This window comes from Rhodoblastus acidophilus, from assembly GCF_025961575.1.
GTDB classification, from domain to species: domain Bacteria; phylum Pseudomonadota; class Alphaproteobacteria; order Rhizobiales; family Beijerinckiaceae; genus Rhodoblastus; species Rhodoblastus acidophilus_C.
On sequence record NZ_JAOQNX010000076.1, the window covers coordinates 1 to 1,370 of the forward strand.

General features: G+C 62.5%; 1 protein-coding gene. It reads left to right on the plus strand.

Going from position 1 to position 1,370, the window contains the following annotated elements; translation table 11 throughout:
- Nucleotides 1-85 precede the first annotated feature (85 nt).
- Nucleotides 86-1,218 (plus strand): IS3 family transposase gene (locus M2320_RS23190; protein ID WP_264599329.1). Its coding sequence is split into 2 segments (ribosomal slippage): nt 86-350 and nt 350-1,218, totalling 1,134 coding nucleotides; the frame shifts between segments, so codons are not numbered across the junction.
- The last annotated feature ends 152 nt before the right edge of the window (nt 1,219-1,370 follow it).

The window sequence follows — 1,370 nt, forward strand, 5'->3', positions numbered from 1 at the left end:
AGAGCTGGCCCGGAGAATCTGGACAGGACGATAAGTGGCTTTTGTGCCTGACAGCGGCGATGATCGCCGCGCATCAGGAGAGATCATGACCAAGCGACCGCGCCGGAACCACACACCGGCCTTCAAGGCGAAGGTGGCTCTGGCCGCCCTGAAGGGCGAAAAGACGCTGACGGAGTTGGCTCAGGACTTCGAAGTCCACCCCAACCAAATCCGGGACTGGAAGACGCAATTGCTGGAGGGCGCGGCCGGGGTTTTCGGCGCCGACGCCTCGACGGCGCAAGCCCCGCCCGTGGATTTGAAGGCGCTCCACGCCAAGATCGGCGAGTTAGCGCTGGAGAATGATTTTTTGGAAGGCGCGCTCATCAAGGCCGGCATGCTGAGCGCAAAGCGATGATCGACCGCAATCACAATCTTCCGATCGTCCGTCAGGCCAAGATCCTCAAAATCAGTCGCGGCAGCGTCTATTACCAGCCGCGTCCGACGTCGCCCGAGGATCTCGCGCTGATGCGGCGCATCGACGAACTGCATCTGGAGTTCCCCTTCGCGGGCAGCCGAATGTTGCGCGATTTTTTGGACCGCGAAGGCCTCGCCGTCGGTCGCCGTCATGTCGCCACGCTGATGAAGCGCATGGGCATCGAGGCGATCTATCGCCGGCCCAACACGTCCAAACCCGCGCCGGGTCACAAGATTTATCCGTATCTTCTGCGCGGCGTGAAGGTCGACCGGCCCAACCAGGTGTGGGCGATGGATATAACCTACATCCCGATGGCGCGCGGCTTCGTCTATCTCGCCGCAGTGGTCGACTGGTTCAGCCGGCGCGTGCTCAGCCATCGCGTGTCGATCACGATGGAGGCCGACTTCTGCGTCGAGGCGCTGGAGGAGGCGCTGGCCAAGCATGGCAAGCCGGGCATATTCAACACGGACCAGGGCAGCCAGTTCACCAGCGAGGCGTTCACCGGCGTGCTGATCGCCAACGAGATCAAGATCAGCATGGACGGCAAGGGCGCCTGGCGCGACAATGTCTTCGTCGAGCGCATCTGGAAATCGGTCAAGTACGAAGAGGTCTATCTGCACGCCTACGACAGCGTCGGCGTGGCGCGCGCCTCGATCGGCCGGTATCTCGACTTTTACAATCGGCGGCGCCCGCATTCATCCCTTGACCGACGCACGCCGGACGAGGCCTACTTTGACCCGACGCCCTGTCTGGCGGCGGCCTGAATTTTTCCGCCGCCGGGGTATTGGATGCGACTACGGTCGGGCTACGCCCTCCCTGCGTCACACCCAACACCCCGGCGCCCTCTGACGAAAGAACCCGGCAGAAAAGCACTTATCGGTCGCGGGAAACTGTTCAGACAACCGGGACCAGCTCT